The organism is Colwellia sp. BRX8-5 (assembly GCF_014077325.1).
Classification (GTDB): Bacteria; Pseudomonadota; Gammaproteobacteria; order Enterobacterales; family Alteromonadaceae; genus Colwellia_A.
Genome location: NZ_JACGVR010000019.1, coordinates 32,999 through 50,750, shown reverse-complemented (window position 1 = coordinate 50,750; position 17,752 = coordinate 32,999). Strand labels below are relative to the sequence as shown.

The window sequence follows — 17,752 nt, the reverse complement described above, 5'->3', positions numbered from 1 at the left end:
CGTGTTATTCCTCATTAGTGGCCGTGTGGATCAAATCCACTTTTCGCTATTTCTGAAGCCACAAAAAAGGCACCTTGGGTAACCACTCTTGTGTTGGCGGCAATACCGATGATTTGACGGTAATTGCCTAAAGGCTGACCTAATTCAACTTCAACAGCCTCAAATTCACCCGGATGGTCTTCAACAAAGACAGTCCAATCGCCATCAGCCCCACGCATTAACGCTGTTTCGGGCACTGCGATTACGGCAGTTTGCGTGTCAAATTGAAAGTTAACATCTACAAACATCCCTGAGTGTAATGAATCATCTTTATTTTCAACAGACAGCCTAACAATTCTAGTACGGGTTGTTGGGTCGATTGTATGGGCTTCTTGAATAACCAAGGCATGATAAGTTTGGCCAGCAAACTCTATTTCAGCCCTTGTCCCCGCGGGTAAGTTTAGTTTTTTGTTGGGTGAAACACGCGCCTCTACCCATAAGCTTTCTTCGTTAGCCAAAATCATAATTTGTTCACCGGGTGTGACTCGCTGTCCTTGTGAAAAATCATCACTTAATACCGCTCCTGCGCGCTGCGCTACTAAAGTATATTCACCTAAGTTTGATGAATTGTTTTTAACAATATCTTCAATAGCGTTTTTTGTTAGCCCAAATGCGGTCAAACGGCTAAAAGCGGCGATGTAATCAGTTTCACTTTTTAGTAAAAGACTCTCGCTTAACGTACCCTTAGTTAATTTTTTTGCCCGTTGCCATTCACTATACGTTACCCGATAATTAGCTTGTGCTGCAGCAACAGATTCACTAAATAACGTGACTAATGGTTGGTCTTTTTCAACATGTTCACCTAAGGTCGCATGACGACTTATGACCACTGACTCTGTGCGTGGTGAGACGATATAACTGGTGTAACCATTCGCTTTTATTTCTCCTGGGGCATAAACACGTCGTGCAAAAATCTTGGGTGTTAGCATCGATACTTTAATATTTGCTAGTGTTAATTGTGCCGTGGTAAAGCTAACCCCTGCTTTGTGCGTGTCTTCGGTTATTTCGACAGCAAGAGCAGGAATAGCTAAGGTGGTTAAACCATAAAATAAAACACTCAGTAGGTTTAGTGGCTTTGGCTTTTTATTGGTGTTGATCATTGTTATCTCTTAATTTAAAGGTAAACGTTGCAACAACACTAAATTCAATATTTAGTGTTAAGTAAACTTGTTGCGAAAAATTGTTATAAAATTAAATTAAGCGATGGGGGGGCGTATAAGTTGTTCTATAAAGTTGATGTTGATATCGATAAGATAAAAATATTGATTGGGAATTAATAGCTTAGTGACAGTCGAAGTTGATTTTTTTGTTAAAAACCATTGGCTGTGTGAACCTTGACAGTGCCCACAATGATGACAGTCTTTGACGTTATGCTCAGTATCAGAGGTTGCATTGAGTCGCGCTTGATTGTCAACTTCATGAGAATGTTCAGTTTGTAAATGTTGAGCGTCAAGCTGATGATTATTGTCTGAATTAGCCACAGCAACAAACGATTGCAAGGCAATCGATAGTACTATTAAAAAGCCAAGCCAAATGTTTTTCATTTTTACTGCATTCTTCAATTTACAAACAGAGACTGGCGGATGCTAAGCTAAATTATATTCTTAGTCAATAATTAGCGAATGGCTGGGAGGTGTTCAATCAGGTTTTATTATACCAAGGTATCAATATTTAGCGGCAATAGGGCTATTTTAAAATAAAAGCATAAATAGAAATATTATTGCGCAGTATCCTTTGGAGTTACAATTTTTATTGGGTTAGAATGTAAGCAACTTTGTTTGAGGTATTTTTATGTTCCAGTCAGAAAAAATAATAATAGCTGACGACCATCCCCTTTTTCGTCAAGCATTAACGTTGATGATTTCAGCTCATTTTAGCGATATTGATGTACTTGAAGCAGAAGATGTTCATGATTTAGAGCGATCCTTAGCAGAACATCAAGACGTTGGCTTATTATTACTCGATCTTAATATACCTGGAGCCCAAGGCTTTAATACGTTAATTACTATGCGTGAACGTTATCCTCAAATGGCTGTGGTAGTAGTCTCTGGTTATGAAGAAAAAGATATTATTACTAAAGCTATTGATCACGGCGCGGTTGGTTTTATCCCTAAATCAACTGATGTACCACAAATGCTTGCAGCACTGGAAATAATCTTGGCAGGAGGTCTTTGGACGCCAAACCTTGAAGAAAATAAAAATAATTTACCTATTTCAGAAATAGGTAAGAAAATCGCCAGTTTAACCAACCAACAAAACCGTATCTTGAAAATGTTTTCTGATGGTTTACTCAATAAACAAATTGCTGCACAGCTTTCACTTTCAGAAGCTACAGTAAAATCGCATGCCAGTTCAATTTTTTTGAAATTGGGTGTGAAAAGCCGGACTCAAGCAGTCATTATGCTCAATCAGAATAATCATCAGTCATTTTCAGCATCATTAGAATAATTTTGTTGTAATGCCTTGGTTAGAAGCGAACTCATTAAGGCTCTTAAGGCAATAGGTTTTATTAATTTTCTTAAGTAACTCATTCCTGCTGCTTGGCTTTTTTCTAAAACATCACTATCGGTGGTAGCTGTAATTAAAATGGCGGGCAGCGGATAGTTTTTTATTTTTTGTAATTGCTTAAACAAACTAATACCGTCTTCATTATTATCTAATTGGTAATCGACCAAAACAATGTCAATACTGCTTTGATATCTTTTAAAAATAACAGTAGCTTCTCTGGTGTTCTTTGCACAAAAAACATTGCATCTCCAAGCACTCAATAATTTATTCATTCCCTTAAGCACATCTGGATCATTATCAATACATAACACATTGACATCTTCTAATGACACTTGCTTAATAGGCGATTTTTTGGCATTACGCTGTTTTATTGCTGAAGCAATGGGAAATGATAAACTGAAATTACAGCCATGCTCGGGCTGAGAATTTAACTGCACGCGAGACGATAAAAGTTGAGTTAAACTTTGAGCAATATTAAGGCCTAAACCTAAACCTTTTACACCAACATGCTGGTTACTTTCGAGTTGAGTAAATTGTTCAAAAACAGTTTTCTGCTGCTTATAGGGAATACCTGGCCCATTATCAATAACTTGAATAATGATGTTTTTTCCCTTTCGTCTACAGCCCAATAGTACTTTTCCAGGGCTCGCGTAACGAAAAGCATTAGATAATAAATTTTGTAAAACTCTTCGTAATAATTTTGAATCACTATTAATCCACAAGGACGTTTGCACCCAATGAAACTCAATACTTTGTTTTTTAGCCAAGGGTGAAAACTCACTAGCAATACTCGTAAAGACATCATTAAGTGAAAGGTGGTTTATATTAGGAACAATATTGCCACTTTCTATTCGGGTTATTTCGTTAAGATCCTTTAAGAGATTATTGGCTGTTTTTAGTGAGTTATCGATATAGTTCACGCTTTCTTTTTCTTCTTTACTTAAATGAGAACTCATTGCTAAGGTTGATGAAAAAAGTCGTGCCGCAGATAAAGGTTGCATCAAATCATGGCTGCAAGCCTTAAGATACTGGCTTTTTTTTAAATGTGCTTGTTCAGCTTTTTGTCTTGCAATGGCAAGTTCTTTATTTCCTTGTTCCAATTTTTTATAAGCATCTTCTAATTTCTTGGTTCGCTCTAAGACTAAACTTTCTAAATCAAGATTTTCCTCTTTAAGTAACTGCTCTGCTTTTTTATAAACAGTGATGTCAGTAAATATCATCACAAAGCCACCATCAGGTATTGGGTTTCCTTCAATACGAATGATGTTGCCATTGGGTTGTATTCTTTCAACGCTGTGTTTACTGCCTTCTCTAAAAAACTGTAAGCGCTTTTCAACTTGCTGATTTAACGAATGGGCGTATTCAGGGCGACTTTTAAGATTAAAGTAAATTAGATCTTTGATAGGGCTACCGATATAAATAAGCTCTTCAGGGTAATTAAATAGTGCTAGATAAGGTTTATTCCAAGCGACCATATTCAATTTGCTATCAATAACGGAGATACCTTCGTTGGTATTTTCTATCGCACTCGATAACACGCTACGACTAAATTCAATACGGTGGCTTGACGCACCCTCAACAATTTTTGCCACTTCATCCAAAGCCATATCTTTACCGGTAATGGCAAAAGAGATCACTAGGCGCGCTGAAGCTGAGCCCATAACTTTAGCTAGGGTATTTTCAATATGAAAAATTAGTGCTTCGTTATATATTTGTTTATTTGTTTTAAGTGGATCATATTTTTTATTAAATTCAGTAAAACACTGCGCAGACTTTTCACTACCGACAAACCTTGTTAACAACAAAGCCAACTCTTTTTGGTTTATTTTTCCATGGCTAAAATGAAGCCTCTCATTGATGTTTGGTCGTTCAATAAAGTGTTCAATCTGAGATTGCTCTTGGATAGTCGCTCGGCTAATTTTAGAGACCAGTATCAGTACAATTACATTAATGGTTAACCCTAATAACGTGGCTAAGGTGGTACTCGATATTGACGCATCAGCAAAGGGATGAGCATAAAAGCCTAATTGGGGTAATAGGTTGAGGAAAAACCAAATCATAAACCCTGATGTTATTGCGAATAATACTGCCTGCAAACTCACTTTTCGCCAATAAAACGTGGCAAAAAGTGGTGGGCCTATTTGTGCAATTGCACCAAAAGATACTTCGCCTAAGGAGGCTAAAGTACCAGGAGGTGCAGCAACAAACATACCGTAGCAAAGTAAGATAATAAATAAGACCAATGCTTTACGTATCATTAGTAATTTATCTTTGAACTTTTTAAAGTCAGTTTGCTGAATGTTCGAGTGTTTGAATAATAAAGGGAAAACAACTTCATTACTGAGCATAGTGCTTAAGGCTATGGTCGAAATAATAACCATAGAACTGGCTGCTGAAACCGCGCCAAGGAATGAAAATAATGTCAACCATAATTGACCTTGATAAGCAGGTAAAAATAATACGTAAGCTTCTGCATCAAGAGAGTCTCCGTAGAGCAATCTTCCGGATAAGCCAATTGGAATAGCAAAGAGTGCAAAAATAGCTACGTAACTAGGAAATAGCCAGCGGCTGAGTTTAGTATGAGCTTGCTCTTTAAGTTCAACGACCATTACTTGAAATTGTCTTGGAAAACATAAAAAAGCAGACAGACCAATAACGAGTAGACCTAGCATAGAAACAAACTTTGAAAGCGTAAAGTGATGGGCTGGCTCAACGTTTTCTGTGGCTAGTGTCCAAATGGTAATCGGTGAGTCATAGAGGTAAAACGAAACAAAAAGGCCAATTGATAAAAAAGCAACCAGCTTAATAATAGACTCGAAAGCTATTGCCATCATCACCCCAGGGTGACGCTCAGTAACATCAATTGCTCTAATACCAAAAATAATAGTGAAGCCCGCTAAAATTAAGCTAACAATTAAGCCAAGTTGCCATAAAGATAAATATTGATCTTCTTGCAATATGGTATAGGAATGCACAATCGCTTTTAGCTGTAAGGCGATATAAGGTATGGTGCCAATTAAGGTAACAAACGTGACAAGTACGGCTAAACGTTGTGATTTTCCAAATCGAGAAGCGAGTAAATCAGCAATTGACGTGATATTTAATTGTAAGCTGACTTTAATCATCCGTTGAATAAAGGGCCAAGCAAATAAGAATAATAAAATCGGGGCGAGATAAACAGAAAGATAAGAAAACGAATAATTAGCGGTTTGTCCTGCAGTCCCCAAAAAACCCCAAGATGTACAATAAACCCCAAGCGATAGCGCATAAACAATCGTGTGATATTTCGTTGCTATTTTATGCCGATAACGATCCCCTAAAAAGGCAATAATAAAAAGTAAGCCAATATAACCAACACTTGTGATCACTAATTGCCAATTTGGAAACATACATCAATCTCATTAATTCTTCAGAAGTCATCTTATTTTGATGAGCTTGCAGATTTACAAATTATTCACGGTAAATCAATTGATTCCGACTTTTATTTAACTAATTCCACAGTAAATCAATTAAAGCTAAGATACTAATACCAAAGACTTAATACTAAAGTATTACAACTTTAGAGTTAATACTTATTGCCAATTGTGACTCGCTGTTTTTTTAGTGATATTTGTTTCAGACACATAACACTTATAAAAATTACTTGGGGAATTGGTCAATGAAAATTCAGAAGAATAAAAAACTATTACTCGCCACCTTATTGGGTTCATTGGCTGCAGGTTCAGCAAATGCAGCTTATGAATTTAAACTAACAGATACTGATAAAGTTACTCTGGGTGGCTATATTAAAGTTGATGCTCGCTATGTTGATGGTGATGTTGCGTATCGAGACTTTTGGGTTGGAGCTGGAGCGCCGCTTACCGATAGTCAATCTCAATTTAAAATGAATGCTAATGAATCTCGCTTTAATCTTAAATATTCACATGGTGATGTCACGGGCTTTCTTGAAATGGACTTTTTAGGGGGCGGGGGTGATCAACGTTGGTCAAACTCTTCTCATAATCGTCTTCGTCATGCTTTTATCAGTTATAAAAACGTATTAGCGGGTCAAACATGGTCAACGTTCATGAATACGAGTGCTTTGGCCGAAACCGCTGATTTTGCTGGTGCCACCATTGGTATAGTTTTCGTTCGTCAAACCCAAATACGTTATACCCAAGGTAACTTTCAAGTTTCTATAGAAAACCCTGAGTCGTGGGGGGGCGATGCTTCACAAGATGATAAACCTGATGTTGTTGCCCGATATAACCTAAAAGGTGATTGGGGTAACGTCTCTTTTTCAGGTTTGGCACGTAGCTTAACAACCTCTTTAGGTAACTCAGAAAGTGCTTTTGGCGTATCAATTGCCGGTCGTATTAAAACGGTTGGTAAAGATGATTTACGCTTTCAAGTTCACAAAGGTGAACTTGGGCGTTATGTCGGTTTAGCGTTTGCGCCAGATCTAAATAATGACAAGATAGAAGATACGACTTCTTATCTTGTGGCTTACCGTCATTTTTGGGATGAAAGTTTACGTTCAACAGCAATGTATGGGTATGCTGAAGCTGATGTGTCTGGTGCTGAACGTAGCCAATGGAGTGTTAACTTATTCACCAATTTCACTAAGGAATTAGCGGTAGGTGTTGAAGTTGGAAACTTCTCTATGGACGAAATCAATAAAGACTCAGACTACCTGCAGTTATCATTCAAATACACCTTGTAAAAAGTAATAACGTTATAGCTAACTCGTTATGAAGCGGTTAGCTAGTTTTACGCAAGTCTATTGAAAATAGGATCTTTATTTTGCTCAGTGCTAAATACCAGATCACCTTTTATTTTAGTGGTTACTCTTTCATTATTTTTGAAAAAACGGCTAAAGACAAAAATTATCTATCAGGAGTGTGAGTATGTCTGAACCAATACTCAAAATTGATCAAATATCGTTAGCTTTCGGTGGTGTTAAAGCACTTACTGATGTCAGCTTCGAAGTTTCACGAGGCGCTATCTTTTCTATTATCGGCCCAAATGGGGCGGGTAAAACCTCAATGCTAAATTGTATCTCAGGGCGCTACCGTCCAAACAGTGGTTCTATTGCTTTAAATAATCAAGAAGTTACTCACTTACGTCCTAATGACCGTGCTGATTTAGGTATGGGACGTACTTTTCAAAATTTAGCCTTATTTGGGCATATGTCTGTGTTAGACAATATTATGGTGGGTCGCCATCATTTGTTGAAAAATAACTGGATCACGGGCCCTCTTTATTGGGCATCTAAAGCACAAAAAGAAGAACTAGAACATCGACGTTATGTTGAAGAGATTATTGATTTTTTAGAAATATCACATATCAGAAAATCAGTCGCGGGCACTTTATCTTATGGCCTTAGAAAACGGGTAGAACTTGCTCGAGCGATGGCGCTGAACCCGCAACTCATTTTACTTGATGAGCCTATGGCGGGCATGAACTTAGAAGAGAAAGAAGATATGGCGCGCTATATCTTAGATCTTAACGAAGAGTTTGGCATTACAGTTGTGATGATAGAGCACGACATGGGTGTGGTTATGGATATTTCACATGAAGTGATGGTACTCGACTTTGGTAAAAAATTGATGTGCGGTTTACCCGAAGAAGTGATGGCGAACGAACATGTAAAACGTGCTTATTTAGGCGTTGAAGATGATGAACTCGAAGACTTGCAAGGAGTTGGATAATGAGTATAACCAATGATTTTGATATGGGTGCACTCGATACTTTCCCAAAGATACTTCGAGAAAATGCAAAAAATTGGCCCAATGATATCGCCATGCGAGAAAAAGAGTTTGGGATCTGGAATGAATTTAGTTGGGTTGATTACCAAAATCGTGTGAAGTGGTTAGCGATCGCTTTGGGTGAACGTGGTATTAAAGCCGGTGACGCGATTGCTTTGCTGGGTGACAACCGCCCTGAATGGGTTTGGGGTGAAATCGCTGCACACGCAATGAGTTGTTATTCCATTGGTATTTTCCAAGACTCGCTTCATGAAGAAGTAATTTATCTGCTCAATAAAAGTAATGCGACCGTTGTTATCGCTGAAGATGAAGAGCAATGCGATAAGCTTTTAGAGCTTGGTGATGGCATACCTGATGTGAAATGCATTGTTTATTGTGATCCGCGAGGTATGCGTAAATATAATGATCCTCGGTTAGTCAGTATTGAAGACATCTACAAACAAGGTCAGACAATAGACCAAGCATCACCGGATAAATATGAAGCACTCGTTAACGCCACGAAAGCTGAAAACACCGCGATTTATTGCACAACTTCTGGTACTACGTCTAAGCCTAAAATTGCTTTGTTGGCGGGTGGTAATTTTGTCAAACATTGTTCATCGTATTTACGTGCTGACCCTCGTCAGCCTGGTGATAACTATGTTTCAGTACTGCCTTTACCTTGGATCATGGAGCAGGTTTATGCGGTAGGTCAGGCATTAATTGCTCGCCAAATTGTTAACTTTGTTGAGCAGCAAGAAACATTAATGGCAGACCTTCGCGAAATAGGCCCAAGCTTTGTTTTACTGGCGCCTAGAGTTTGGGAAGGTATTTTAGCGGACGTGACTTCAAGAATGATGGACTCTACACCGCTAAAACAAAAAATCTTTAATTACGCGATGAAGTTAGCCGAAAGCGCGCAAGCAAAAGGAGAAAAGTCTTGGTTGGCTGACGTACTATTAATGAAAGCACTCCGTGATCGTTTAGGTTTTACCTTCTTAAAATCTGCCGCAACAGGTGGCGCTGCTATGGGACCTGATACCTTTAGATTTTTCCAAACGATTGGGGTGCCGCTTCGTCAACTTTATGGACAAACTGAATTGTGTGGTGCTTATACGGTACATCAAGAAAATGACATTGATTATGACAGCGTCGGTGTTGCTTTTGATTGCGCCGATGTAAAAATAATTAATGAAGATACTCAAGGTATTGGCGAAGTCCTTGGCAAAACAATTGGTATGTTTACGGGGTACATTGATAATCAAAAAGCATACGACGATGACGTAAAAGATGGTTGGATGCACACGGGTGATGCTGGCTATTTTAAACCATCAGGCCACCTGGTTATTATTGACCGTATTAAAGATTTAGCCAAAACCAGTAATGGCGACCAATACTCTCCGCAATATATTGAAAACAAATTGAAATTCTCATCTTTTATTGGCGAAGCGGTTATTTTGGGTAAAGATAAACCTTACCTGTCGGCGATGATTTGTATACGTTTTAGTATCGTTTCTAAGTGGGCTGAGCAACAAGGTTTATCCTTTACCAACTACACCAGTTTGTCTGCGTTACCGGAAGTTTATCAAAAGCTAACTGAAGAAGTTTCAAAGGTTAATGAGACACTACCCGATGCACAAAAAATCAATAAATTCTTATTACTTTACAAAGAACTTGATGCAGACGATGGCGAGTTAACACGTACTCGAAAAGTTAGGCGTTCAGTCATTGCTGACAAGTATGGCGACATCATTAGCTCTATCTATGATGACCAAGAATATGTTGATGTTGATACGGTGATCACCTTCCAAGATGGCGGTAAAACGCGTATCCAAACTCAATTAAAGGTCGCAACATTATCTAATAAAAACAATGTCTGCGCCCCATCTGCACATGAACAGAGGAAAGCATCATGAATTTTGAACTTCTATTTCAGTTAATTACTAATGGCCTGATTGTCGGTTTGTTATATGGCGTTGTCGCGATGTGTTTTGTGCTGGTTTATAAATCAACACAAATAGTTAACTTTGCTCAAGGTGAATTTTTACTGATTGGTGCTTGGGTGTGTTGGGCATTCTTAATTTACATGGAACTGCCCTTTATCGTTGGGTTCTTCTTAACGTTATTTTTTATGGCAGGTTTTGGTGTGTTGCTGCAAATGATTGTGCTTAGACCGATGATCGGCGAGCCCATTATCTCAGTCATTATGATCACGATAGGTTTGTCCATGTTCTTTCAAGCGTTAATGAAGTGGATTTTTGGCTTAAACCCACAAAGTTACCCACAGGTCTTTGAAAAGCAAAGTATCGAAATATTTGGTTTAAATGTTGAAGTGGCTTATTTGCTGAGTACCGGTATTGCTTTATTTGTGATGTTGGCTTTCTTCTTTTTCTTCAAATATTCAAAACATGGTTTAGCGATGCGAGCGACTGCCTTTGATCAACAAGTAGCTCAAAGTTTGGGTATATCGGTAAAAAGCGTCTTTGCGATGAGCTGGGGAATTGCTGCTACGGTGTCAGCAACTGCCGGTATTGTTATTGGCTTAGTCAACGGTGTTTCAGATTCGTTATCTATTATGGGTATTAAGGTTTTTCCAGCGGTAATTCTTGGTGGGCTTGACTCTATTGTTGGTGCCATCGTTGGTGGATTGTTTATTGGTGTTTTAGAAAATGTTGCTGAGTTCTTTGACAGTCAATACTTCCATATTGGCAACATGTACGACATCGCTCCTTTTTATGTGTTGTTAATTATCTTGTGGTTTAAACCTTACGGTTTATTCGGCACAAAAGATATTGAACGCATATAGCCATTGATAGGATTATTCATTAATGAGTTGTTGCTAGCAGTTAAATAGAACACTCATTTAGCAAACCAGTTTAAGGAGTAAATTATGTCGAGTTTAACGATGCGCCCGTGCGGAGATTTTCGCACTAGTTATAAACAAGATAATACTATTTTCGAAACAAAAAACATTAGAATTATGGCAATTATCGCTGTCGCGTTTTTAATTACAGTACCGCTATTTTTTGATGGTTATATTCTAAGTTTACTGATTCAAATGTCGTACTTAGGCATTGCAGCACTCGGACTAAATATTTTGGTTGGTTATACCGGGCAAATATCTTTAGGCCATGGTGCGTTCTTTGGTTTTGGTGCATTTGCATCAGCCTGGCTAAATATGTCAATGGAGATCCCCGTGTTTCTCTGTATACCTTTAGCTGGGTTTTTAACGATGGCTGTGGGCATGATGTTTGGTATGCCTGCAGCAAGAATTAAAGGTTTATATCTTGCGATAGCAACGCTGTCTGCTCAGTTTATTCTTCAAGATTTCTTTGCTCGAGCTGATTGGTTTTCTGGAGGGTCTTCAGGTTCAATGGCAGAGCCTGTTAATTTATTTGGTTACGCTTTTGATACAGACCAAAGCTTTTACTACATCGCTTTATTTGCTTTTGTCTTTATGTTTATTTGGGGCTGTAATTTAATAAGAAGTCGAGATGGTCGAGCTTTTGTTGCGGTACGCGACCATTATTTATCAGCTGAAATAATGGGCGTTAAATTAAATAAATATCGTTTGTTGTCATTTGGTATATCGTCTTTTTATGCGGGTATTGGTGGTGCGTTATATGCGCACTATTTAGGTTATGTGTCGGCTGAAGGCTTCACTATTTTTCTTTCCATTCAATTTTTAGCGATGATTATTATCGGCGGCTTAGGTTCAGTGAAAGGCACCATGATGGGGGTGATTTTTATGGTGTTATTACCTGAATTTCTTGCTGGTGGGGTTGGCATGATGAAAGAAACCACTTGGGGAAATATTCCTATGGTGATTGATGGTTTAGCTTTCATTAAAGAAATGGCCATTGGTTTAGTGATTATCTTGTTCTTAATCTTCGAGCCTGAAGGTTTAGCGCATCGCTGGGCTCAAATTAAAAATTACTGGAAATTTTACCCTTTTGCTTATTAAAGCTTAAGTATCAGGGAGAATAAAAAGCCAGTGAGATTTACTTGCTGGCTCAATAAACTAAAAAATAATAATGGCAACTACAGTAATTGTATTAGCCAATCACATTACAAAAGGATTATTACCATGCAGAAAAAACTATTAGTGCGTTCAATTATTACGTGTGCGGTATTAGGATCAAGTGGACAAGCAATGTCAGAAGATTCAGTATTTGTGGGGCATTTGGCTGATATGTCTGGACCAACCGCTTTTGTAGGTAAAGTATATGCTGACGGCGTACGTGATTCATTAGCCTATATTAATGAGCATGGCGGCATAAAAGGGACCAAGCTTGAATTTGAAACTGTTGATTATGCTTATAAAGTGCCACAAGCCATTTCTAATTATAAAAAGTGGAAGTCACGTAAACAAATGGTCGCGATGCAAGGTTGGGGTACTGCTGACACCGAAGCGTTAATTTCTTTTGTTGCTAAAGACAAAGTCCCTGTTTTTTCAGCTTCCTACTCTGGGCATTTAACTGACCCAACAGGCAAAAACCCAGAGACTAAAAAACCAGCACCTTATAATTTTTTCTATGGCGCCTCATACTCAGACGCTTGTCGGGGATTAGTGCAATGGGCAGCACAAGATTGGAAAACAAAAGGTAGCTCAGGCAAACCTAAATTTACCCATATTGGTGCTAATCACCCTTACCCTAATGCACCCAAAGCCGCTTGTGCAGAATATGCGATAGAGCTCGGTTTTGATGTGCAACCACCGGTTGTTGTTTCAATGAAGCCCGGTGACTTTAAAGCACAGTGTCTGAGTTTAAAAAGCTCAGAATCTAATTATGGTTACATAGGTAACTTAGGGGGGTCAGTTCAATCCTTGATTAAATCATGTAATACCATAGGCACAGATATTCAATTTATGTCGAATATCTGGGGAGGCGATAAACAAGTTTTCCAAGCGGCAGGACCAGGTATTAAAGATTATATCTTCCCCACCATGACACCTTTTTGGACAGACGACGTCCCAGGTATGAAATTAGTACGCGAAATTTCAAAAATGTCTGATGAATCAGGAAATGAATCACGTTCACATCACTATATGCGCGGTGTTTGCTCTGCTTACTTTATGAAAGAAGCGATGGAGTGGGCGAAAGACAATGGCGGCATTACCGGCGAAAATATTAAAAAGGGTATGTACGCAAATACTGACTGGGTTCCAAAAGGTTTAGAGGGCGTTTGTTTAGCCGCTAACTGGACTAATGAAGACCACCGAGGCGTTAACCAAGTAAACATCTATAAAGGTAATTATAACGACGGTGATATAAAAATTGAAAAAGTGACGTCGGTTACTTTAGATCGTCGTGATGATTGGTTAGGTTACTAATTTTCATTAGTTTTTATTTATTTTAGCCTCATAAAGGCAGGAAATAATTAAGCGTCTGTCTTTATGAAGTTTTACGGAGTATTTATGTCACAACCTGCAGTTAAAATAGCAACAGCTAAACCGCTATTGTCAGTGAATAATATTGAAGTTGTTTACGATGACGTCATTCAAGTTTTACGCGGAGTTTCGTTAGATGTTCCTGAGGGGGATGTCGTCACTTTATTGGGGCCAAATGGTGCTGGTAAATCGACCACTTTAAAAGCGATTTCAGGTTTGTTGAAAAGTGAAAAAGGTGAAGTTACTCGCGGCGACATTACCTTTATGGGGGAGCGTATTGACAGTAAAAATGCTGAAGACGTAGTGCGCAGTGGTCTATTTCAGGTAATGGAAGGCCGACGTATTATTGAAGATATGACGTCACTTGAAAACCTAAAATTAGGCGCATATACCCGCAATGACAAAAAAATTAATCAAGATATCGAAATGGTCTATAACTATTTTCCTCGCTTAAAAGAACGTACCGGATTAGCAGGTTATTTGTCAGGAGGAGAGCAACAAATGTTAGCGATAGGTCGAGCATTAATGGCGCGCCCTAAAATGATCTGTCTTGATGAACCTTCCATGGGCTTGTCACCACTTTTAGTGAAAGAAGTGTTCGATATTATTGGAAAAATCAATCGTGACCAAGGTATTACTATGCTGCTGGTTGAGCAAAATGCCAATTACGCGATCAAAGCAGCAGACTATGGCTACATTATGGAGTCAGGAAAAATAGTGCTTGATGGCACGCAAGATCAATTGCTAAATAATGAAGATGTAAAAGAATTCTACTTAGGCGGTGGTAATGAAAACCGCAAAAGCTTTAAGAATCTTAAGTCTTATAAGCGTCGTAAACGTTGGTTGTGATTTTTTCAATAATAAGACCCGCAAATAATATTAAGGAATGAACAACGATATGAATAGCTTCTATGATGACAAAGAACACCAAAGTGAACTGCAGCGAGAAAACACATTATTTGGGCAATTACCCGCGCAACTTCTGTTTGCTCAAAGCCAATGCCCGTATTACCAAGATAAGCTGGCTGATATTACCCTTGAAAAAATAAGCTCTAGAGCTTTACTTGCTTCATTGCCGATAATGCATAAATCAGACTTAATTGCTTTGCAACAAGCACAACCTATTTTTGCGGGTCTAGATGCTAAGTCAGCTAATATTGGGCGAATTTTTCAATCACCAGGGCCGATAAACGACCCAGAAGGTGATGGTAATGATTGGTGGCGAATGGGTCGTGCCTTTTATGCGGCTGGTTTTCGCGCAGGAGACCGTATACAAAATTGCTTGTCTTATCATCTTACGCCGGGCGGTTTTATTATGGACTCGGGCGCGAAAGCTTGTGGTTGTGCTGTTATACCCGCGGGGCCAGGACAAACGGAACAGCAACTTGAGATAATTGAAAATTTAAAGCCCTCAGGCTATTGCGGCACACCCTCATTCTTGAAAATATTATTAGATAAAGCTCAACAACAAAATAGAGACATCTCTAGTATCTCTAAAGCTTTAGTAACGGGTGAGGCTTTACCCGAGGGCTTGCGAGGTGAATTACAAGCACGAGGGGTTGAAACTTTGCAAGCCTATGCCTCAGCAGATGTGGGTTTAATTGCTTATGAAAGTGCGCAGTCTGATGGGTTAATTATTGCTGAAGATATTATTGTTGAGATTGTCAGGCCGGGCACAACAGAGCCCTTGCCTGATGGTGAAGTAGGTGAAGTGGTCATCACTAATTTTAATAAAGATTACCCACTAATTCGTTTTGCAACCGGTGATTTATCAGCCATAAAAGTAGGAGTAAGTGCCTGTGGTCGCACCAATAAACGTATTAAAGGCTGGTTAGGTCGTGCTGATCAAACCGCTAAAATAAAAGGGATGTTTGTACATCCTATTCAAATTGAACGAGTACGCCAAGCCCATACTGAAATTGCTAAGGTTCGTTTGTTGATCACCAGTGAAAACTTTAATGACAGTATGCTTTTACAATGTGAAATTAACCATGAAAACTATTCGATTGAGCAAGAAGCCGCGCTGGTATTAGCTATTTCGTTAAGCCTAAAGTCTATTACCAAATTATCAGGTAATGTGGAATTATTACCACTAAAGCAATTAAAAGATGATGGCAAAGTTATTGATGATTTGAGAACGCTCTCTTAATTTAAGGAATAAATATGAACAGCAAAGCATTTCAAGCGTGTTACCCAGACGATTTAAGTCATTGTTATGGTTGTGGCACCAATAACCCCGAGGGGCATCAGTTAAAAAGTTATTGGTCTGGTGAGAAAACAATTGCTCATTTTACCCCTGAGCCTTACCACACAGCGATCCCTGGTTTTGTTTATGGTGGTCTAATTGCGTCATTAATTGATTGTCACGGCACAGGAAGTGCCTCTGCCATGGCGTATCAGTGTGAAGATCGAGAAATGGGCAGCTCTCCTGCGCTACGTTTTGTTACTGCTGCGCTGAATATTAATTATCTAGCGCCAACGCCTCAGGCGGTTGAACTTGAACTAATAGGCACATTTGTTGAAGTAAAAGAACGAAAAATAATCGTAGAAGTTACTGTCTCAGCTAAGGGGGTTACTTGTGCAAAAGGGACGGTGATCGCTGTAAAAATGCCCGCAACTATGGTGGTAAAGTGATGAGTAACTCAGCACAGCCCTATGTTTTATCTCGGATGTCAGGTCGAGTGCTATGGCTAACATTAAATAGACCTGAAGCAAGAAATCCACTTTCTTCAGCCATGATCTCGGCACTGAAATCGTCAATAACCTTAGCGAACAATGACCGTGAAGTAAAAGTTATTGTGATCACCGGCTCTGGTAAAGTATTTTCGGCAGGTCATGACTTAAAAGAAATGAGTGGTAGAACGTTAGATGACCCGTTAACGCGCGAACAGCGTGTTAACGACGTTTTAAATAGTTGTGCAGACATGATGATGTCATTAGTAAAATCACCCAAAGCAATTATTGCTTGTGTGCAAGCCACTGCAACAGCAGCTGGATGTCAGTTAGTGTCAATGTGTGACTTAGCGATTGCCAGTGAAAATGCTAAGTTTTGTACCCCTGGCGTTAATATCGGTACTTTTTGTAGTACACCTTTGGTAGGCATTGGAAGAAATATTCACCGCAAACATGCTATGGAATTAGCGTTAACAGGCGATCTTTTTTCAGCAGCAGACGCGGTACGTTTTGGTTTAATTAATCGTGCAGTACCTACTGATTTTCTATTGGAAGAAACAGAAAAGCTGGCACAAAAAATTGCCAGTAAATCTGCCATCGGTATAAAAGCGGGTAAAGAAGCCTTTTATCAGCAACTAGAAATGCCAATTGAAACTGCTTTTGCTCATGCTGGCGCAAGCATGGTTGCAGCGATGCTTTCAGAGGAATGTGAGGAAGGTGTTTGTGCTTTTTTTGATAAACGTGAAGCGAAATGGGGAGAGATTTGAAACCAGTTTGTAAGCTTTATTAGGAAATCACTTAATATTTTATGTTGTTTTTTTCCAAAATTATTAATTGAATATATTAATAATTTAAATCTTTGATATTTAAAGAATAGGGCATTGAATGACGTTCGTCAATCAATGCCCTATTTCTGTTTATCAATGTCTACTTTCTAAATTACACTCAACTCTGTTTAAGAGATAATTGACTTATTGAAAGCATGTGATTTGATTTCACACTTTACACTAGTTTTATATTTTGTCTTTTTATCGGATTTTACCTAATTGTTATTTTTTTGTTAAAAGTACGAGGATGTTATTTTTAAGTGTGAAGTTTAGTGGGGTTTTAACTCTAATATCCATAATTTCATTGCTTTTACAATCGTTGAAGTTGATTTTTATGTGGTATTTTTTCAGTTGTTTAATAAAAATTTATTATTTTTATTAAACAACTGCGTCTAAATATTTATTAGCTTGTTGTTAATAAAGGTGAATTTTAACTTTTTAATCTAGATGCTAATAAAATTGTATAGCGGTAATCAAAGTTATCCTAATGCCAACAGTATCAGAGTATTCTGCTGAGTACTTTCTACAGCTTTTTTCGTACTATGCTTGTAAAGTCACTTTGTTTGGGTAAGAATGCAATAAAGTGT

Annotated in this window: 14 protein-coding genes; 11 read left to right on the top strand and 3 right to left on the bottom strand. The window is 38.5% G+C overall.

Annotated features, from left to right (window positions below; genetic code table 11):
• Nucleotides 1-14 precede the first annotated feature (14 nt).
• Both H4J62_RS13160 and H4J62_RS13155 read right to left on the bottom strand, forming a co-directional pair.
• Nucleotides 15-1,139: an efflux RND transporter periplasmic adaptor subunit gene (locus tag H4J62_RS13160; RefSeq protein ID WP_182216618.1), complete on the bottom strand. Its 1,125-nt coding sequence runs from the start codon at nt 1,137-1,139 to the stop codon at nt 15-17.
• Nucleotides 1,140-1,235: 96 nt separating this feature from the next.
• Complete coding sequence (locus H4J62_RS13155) at nt 1,236-1,583, bottom strand: DUF2946 domain-containing protein (protein WP_182216620.1); 348 nt, start codon at nt 1,581-1,583, stop codon at nt 1,236-1,238.
• 247 nt (nt 1,584-1,830) lie between these two features.
• Between H4J62_RS13155 and H4J62_RS13150 the strand changes: the two genes are divergently transcribed.
• Nucleotides 1,831-2,487 (top strand): response regulator transcription factor, encoded by a 657-nt coding sequence (locus H4J62_RS13150; RefSeq protein ID WP_182216621.1) that lies wholly within the window; start codon nt 1,831-1,833, stop codon nt 2,485-2,487.
• On the opposite strand, the gene H4J62_RS13145 is transcribed toward H4J62_RS13150, so the two are convergent.
• Nucleotides 2,460-5,936: a PAS-domain containing protein gene (locus tag H4J62_RS13145; protein ID WP_182216623.1), complete on the bottom strand. Its 3,477-nt coding sequence runs from the start codon at nt 5,934-5,936 to the stop codon at nt 2,460-2,462. The genes H4J62_RS13150 and H4J62_RS13145 overlap by 28 nt on opposite strands.
• A 269-nt stretch (nt 5,937-6,205) precedes the next feature.
• Here H4J62_RS13145 and H4J62_RS13140 point away from each other — a divergent pair, with 269 nt between their 5' ends.
• The 10 genes from H4J62_RS13140 (at nt 6,206) to H4J62_RS13095 (ending at nt 17,105) form a co-directional block, all read left to right on the top strand.
• Nucleotides 6,206-7,249: a DcaP family trimeric outer membrane transporter gene (locus H4J62_RS13140; protein ID WP_182216625.1), complete on the top strand. Its 1,044-nt coding sequence runs from the start codon at nt 6,206-6,208 to the stop codon at nt 7,247-7,249.
• 184 nt (nt 7,250-7,433) lie between these two features.
• Complete coding sequence (locus tag H4J62_RS13135; RefSeq protein WP_182216626.1) at nt 7,434-8,237, top strand: ABC transporter ATP-binding protein; 804 nt, start codon at nt 7,434-7,436, stop codon at nt 8,235-8,237.
• Entirely contained in the window at nt 8,237-10,189 is a 1,953-nt protein-coding gene (locus H4J62_RS13130) for a long-chain fatty acid--CoA ligase (RefSeq protein WP_182216628.1), read from the top strand. The genes H4J62_RS13135 and H4J62_RS13130 overlap by 1 nt, the downstream gene beginning before the upstream one ends.
• Nucleotides 10,186-11,079, top strand: coding sequence for a branched-chain amino acid ABC transporter permease (locus H4J62_RS13125; RefSeq protein WP_182216630.1), 894 nt, complete (start codon nt 10,186-10,188; stop codon nt 11,077-11,079). The genes H4J62_RS13130 and H4J62_RS13125 overlap by 4 nt, the downstream gene beginning before the upstream one ends.
• Before the next feature lie 84 nt (nt 11,080-11,163).
• Nucleotides 11,164-12,237, top strand: coding sequence for a branched-chain amino acid ABC transporter permease (locus tag H4J62_RS13120; protein ID WP_182216632.1), 1,074 nt, complete (start codon nt 11,164-11,166; stop codon nt 12,235-12,237).
• Between the two features lie 123 nt (nt 12,238-12,360).
• Nucleotides 12,361-13,608 (top strand): ABC transporter substrate-binding protein, encoded by a 1,248-nt coding sequence (locus H4J62_RS13115; protein ID WP_182216634.1) that lies wholly within the window; start codon nt 12,361-12,363, stop codon nt 13,606-13,608.
• Nucleotides 13,609-13,692: 84 nt separating this feature from the next.
• Nucleotides 13,693-14,514, top strand: a complete 822-nt coding sequence (locus H4J62_RS13110; protein ID WP_182216636.1) for an ABC transporter ATP-binding protein — start codon at nt 13,693-13,695, stop codon at nt 14,512-14,514.
• A 49-nt stretch (nt 14,515-14,563) separates the two neighbouring features.
• Nucleotides 14,564-15,814, top strand: a complete 1,251-nt coding sequence (locus tag H4J62_RS13105) for a phenylacetate--CoA ligase family protein (protein ID WP_182216638.1) — start codon at nt 14,564-14,566, stop codon at nt 15,812-15,814.
• A 14-nt stretch (nt 15,815-15,828) separates the two neighbouring features.
• Nucleotides 15,829-16,299, top strand: coding sequence for a PaaI family thioesterase (locus tag H4J62_RS13100; RefSeq protein WP_182216640.1), 471 nt, complete (start codon nt 15,829-15,831; stop codon nt 16,297-16,299).
• Nucleotides 16,299-17,105 (top strand): enoyl-CoA hydratase, encoded by an 807-nt coding sequence (locus tag H4J62_RS13095; protein ID WP_182216641.1) that lies wholly within the window; start codon nt 16,299-16,301, stop codon nt 17,103-17,105. The genes H4J62_RS13100 and H4J62_RS13095 overlap by 1 nt, the downstream gene beginning before the upstream one ends.
• Nucleotides 17,106-17,752: the final 647 nt, after the last annotated feature.